Origin of the sequence: Hydromonas duriensis (assembly GCF_004363775.1) — a bacterium.
GTDB lineage: Bacteria > Pseudomonadota > Gammaproteobacteria > Burkholderiales > Burkholderiaceae > Hydromonas > Hydromonas duriensis.
This window is the reverse complement of the sequence record NZ_SNZE01000048.1, coordinates 1-4438: the sequence shown is the minus strand read 5'-3', so window position 1 is coordinate 4438 and position 4438 is coordinate 1. Positions and strand designations below refer to the sequence as shown.

The window sequence follows — 4438 nt, the reverse complement described above, 5'->3', positions numbered from 1 at the left end:
TCGGTGACAGTTTGTTGGTCGCAGTGACCGTTTGCGTGCCGCCGTTTGGCATGGTGCTCGGGCTTAATGCGCTGAACACGGGCGTTTCCCAGAAGAATTTAGTATCAGGGGACGCGGGCAATGTTTCTGCAACCGTACATGTCGCACCCGCAGCAATACCTGTGATGCTAACTTTAGTATTGGTTGGGAAATCGCTTAATGTGGCGCTTTTTTGGGTGTTGGCAACAGGCAGGTCACATGTGGCGGTGAACGTGAAGCTCAGTGGCCCTGTGATGCCCGTTGGCAAGGTCAATGCTTTGGTGACTTCGATTGTGCCGTCTAGGAAACGTTCGGCGAAGTTGTAGTTGATGCCTGTTTGACCACCGACCATATTCACGCCCGTGATAGAGCGTCCTGCGGCTGTTCCTGAGGTCACGCCTGCAACTGTACCCACACTGGTGGTTGAGATGGCGGTTTGTGGTGTACCTGTTGGGATTTCGGTAATCGTCCAAGTACCCGCAACTGCGCCTTGAAAGCCTGTGACTTCTGTGCCTGTACCATCTGCTGAGGGGAAGATGCCCGTTGCATTCGGTGCAAATGAATAACCACCTGCCGAATCAACCAGCATACTAAAGACTGTACCCTGTGGAGCAGACAAACATGCGCCTCCTGTACACTCAATCTTGACTAAAGTACCAGCCAAACCCGATTCATTGACTTCATATGTGCCGTTGGCATTGGTATCTATAAACACTCGTCCTCGCAAAGTCGCTGCATCCAAACCCTGAATCGTAACGGGTGAACCAGAGCGAATGACTTGTACCGATGCTGGGTTGCCATTATATAAAGTGGTTCTTGCCCATATTGAGTTAGTTACACTGGTCGTCGAGTTAATTGTTGGGGCTTTAACTGAAATGGCTCCGTAACCTGAGTGACCAATAAGCATTGGGGTTGAAGTGATAAATCGCACCGCTGTAATTCCATTTGGAACAGCAGAACCTGCGGTGTAAGGCATCCACGTGATACCAACATTGCCATCTTCTTGACCTGACACTTTTACAGCATTTTGGATGGTCATTGGATTGTCTGTCGAATATTCAATCGCCACAGTCCCCATTGCTGAAGTCGTCATGGCAGCAGACAGGCCCACCACCTCAAGTTTTCCAGAACCTAAGTTAGAGGTGCCATTATCATCACCATCAAACGGTAAAACGTCGACAAAAGTTGCAACGCCAGAATCGGAGGCACCACCATTGCCAAAATTAATAGTGTAACCAAACACTTCATTTGGACCGACTTTTCCGCCCGTAACACCTGTTGTACTCTTAGATGCAGAAAACGCAGCAACACCGTTGACATTCAAAGCAACACTGTTTGTTCTATCTCTATCGGTATTGTCATAGGCTGTACTAAAATCGTTATCTGCAGAAATAACCGTCGTAAGCGTCCTAACCGCAACGGAAGCATTAGAAGCTGCGAGCACGCTAAAGGTTATGGGTGACAACGATGTCAAATGACCAGGATATGGGGCATTGGCACTACCACCCAAAGCGGTTTGGTCACCGATAGGAATCGTCACTGAACCCGCAGCACCATCATCAGCCGTACACGCAATGCCGTCCGCTCCAAAATTACCTGGAGTATAGGTTGAACCGACAGGAAGGCTTGTTGAAACTGGGCTTAAGCAATTATCAGGGAAGCTCACTTTAAGCGAGACATTTTTTGCCAAAGCGTCAAGACCAGCTGCATTAGGTCCAACCAAAAGAGGCGTCATCGTTATAGGCACCGACGAACCTGGTGCAACAGAGGAAGCCCCTAAACTTGTATTGTGGCGAACAAAGACTTGTTGTGTATTGATACGACCACCAAGTAGCCCCAACTCACCATTTGCTGCATTATAAGTTGATAGTCTTTTTACAACTTTGCTGGTGTTAGGATCTCGATAATTGTAGCTGGTAAACCATGGAACTAATGTCCCATCAGTTACCGTCAGCGAATTTGCATCAAATAATCGCTGCAACGGAACAGATATAGCCAAACCATTCGCTGGATCCAAAACTTTCCCATTGGCATATTTGAACCGAATTGTATTAACCGAACCCACACCGCCAGACAACTGAGAGGGGTCAGTCACCCAGCCCGAAGCGTTGTCTCCAGCAACGCCACAATCAATAGCTTTTCGATCTGCATCACTTCCATAAGGTTGGCTAGAATACTCTAATATCAAGTCCGAACCCGTCACTGGTGTGTTTGACCACCACACATTGACGCTATTAGCTCCCCAACCAACGCTTGGTGTGCCATCCAAAACAAGCTTAGTATTGTCAAAAGCAAAACACATACCCGCTTCTGATACTGAAGAAGGACTTTTTGCTTCATTAAAAAAACCAGAGGTTGCCATAAATCGTTCACCAGGCAAAACAGCCTCAGAGTACGGATAAGGGGCATTTGTATACAAATTACCATCGGCATAAATTGGATTGAAAATTGAGTTTTGTTGACTAACAACTGAATAATTTGGTGAAACTGTAATAATCGTATTGGTTCTATCCACTGGCTTCACAGAACAAGCATATTGATTATTAACCGAGGAATTGCAACTAAAACCTGGTTCAGTTTGAGGCGCATAGCCCGAACCAAAATTTGATAAACCAGATACACCACTGGGATCAAACTCAAGAATTTGGTTAGAAAAATACGAATTACTACCTAATGGAAAATTATCATCAGCAGTATTTGATGGCGTATTATTTGGGTCTATAGGGGTAAAAACTGAAAAATTTTGCTGAAGAGCGGTCCAATGAGGTGAAGGACTAAATGAAGTAACCGCATCCGTAACAGCAGAAAAATTAATTTGCTGAGTAACGGTCACCTGTATGGGTGTCCCAGCCCCATTAGGCTGACTACACTGCCACGGAGAAGCACAGGTACTGGTTAAAATAGCACCTGGCTGGACTGAAATTTTAAACGTAGTGCCAGCCGCAATTGGTTCAGCACCTTTTAATGCTAAAACTTTTGTCGAGCCATCAAGTCCAATACCAACATTCATATTCGCTGAATAACCTGCAACTCCATTTAAAGTCAACGGAGCAGAGCCATTCGCATAAATCCTAGTCGTTGCCTTAGGTAAAGCAGAAACGGTAGTCGAAGGCCCGTTCACAACCGAGCCGTTATCAACCTTGAACGTTGGTGTGATAACAGTGCCGTTTGGAAGCGTTTGCGAAGCGGCCTTAATGACAAAAGACTCGGCCCCAACGCTTGGCAAACGATAACACGTCAGCACTTGACCTGAAATCACCCCGCCTCCAGAGCCATTACACACTGTTGACGCTACACTTGAACTGTCCCAACTGGTCCCAACTGGCAAGGTAAATACAAACTTCAACACATCTGTATTCGTTGCTAAATAATTAACGCGATAAGTCAGCGTATCATTAGACCGAACCAAACCATTTGCAGCAGAACTGTCATTTCCTGCAAAATCGTTAGCATCAAAAGGAGACTCACCATCAGAGTCAACCGAGAACTGCACATTTGTTGCCGCTGGAAATGCCCTAAACGGAAGAATTGTACAAACAGCAAATATAACTGCTATAAAAAACCGCAGCGTCTTTTTCATATATATTCCCATTTATTATGTAATTTTCGTTTTAACGTTAAGATAAAAATTAAAATTTGAAGAAACGTGGTGAGCTATTTAATTATTTTGAAAAAATTTAAACAGCCCCAATCATTGCATTCAAGTTTTACAAAACCCAAGCCTACGAAAAAAGACCAAGCAGGAGAGCGGATTTAGTTTGCCTTCTCGAGCAATGTAAGTTGAGCTTTGACTCTCGCTTGTCAAACACACAGCTCATCATCCACAACCTTTCTGTATTTCAAATTTCAAGAATCAACGCTTCAGATATAAAATAAAAAACATTTTGATTTGAAACTGGTTAAAGTGACCCTTAAAAAATAACCAACAAACAACTTTACAAAATATTTTTTGCTTACTCATTTCCCTCTATAGTGGTTTTAAATTCCAAATTAACTTTTCGCACCCACTCCATCGCCTGAGATTTTGACCAACTTTGTTCTGGAGACTCTTTAAGGACAGGTGTCGTTAACCGTTTATCCCGCTTTCTAATCAAATACTCATATACGTGCGCATCCATTAGCGTTTTACGTTCATCCACAGTCATAAACACTCCTTACACAACAAGCCATAAACAATCTTCCAAAAATCAACTCAACTAAAACTCATAACGTTTTACTTCTGACGATTAAAAAATAAAAAATTAGATGCGCTCGCCTCTTTTTGAATTAAGTTTTTTTTCATCTGCAACTCAAGCTCTATATTCTGAAGCGTCTGAATAGACTCTTTCACGGCAGCGACATCGTTACTCAACATGGCATCCAGTAAGTTCACCACAGCCATTTGATTTTTTTGAGTGCTTTGAATATAAAACTCATTAAA

At 43.7% G+C, this 4438-nt stretch carries 3 protein-coding genes; all 3 read right to left on the bottom strand.

Features of this window, described 5'->3' with window-relative positions; all coding sequences use genetic code 11:
- The coding region (locus DFR44_RS11010; RefSeq protein ID WP_133621619.1) for a DUF5979 domain-containing protein at window positions 1-3598 on the bottom strand (3598 nt) is incomplete at its 3' end.
- A gap of 373 nt (window positions 3599-3971) precedes the next feature.
- Window positions 3972-4163, bottom strand: coding sequence for a hypothetical protein (locus DFR44_RS11005; protein WP_133621618.1), 192 nt, complete (start codon window positions 4161-4163; stop codon window positions 3972-3974).
- A gap of 68 nt (window positions 4164-4231) precedes the next feature.
- Window positions 4232-4438, bottom strand: a 207-nt coding sequence (locus DFR44_RS11495) for a hypothetical protein (RefSeq protein ID WP_211336949.1), incomplete at its 5' end; no start/stop codon positions are given.

Excerpts from the sequence above, each read along its gene's own strand:
- DFR44_RS11005 (WP_133621618.1), bottom strand. The coding sequence starts at position 4,163 with ATGACTGTGGATGAACGTAAAACGCTAATGGATGCGCACGTATATGAG.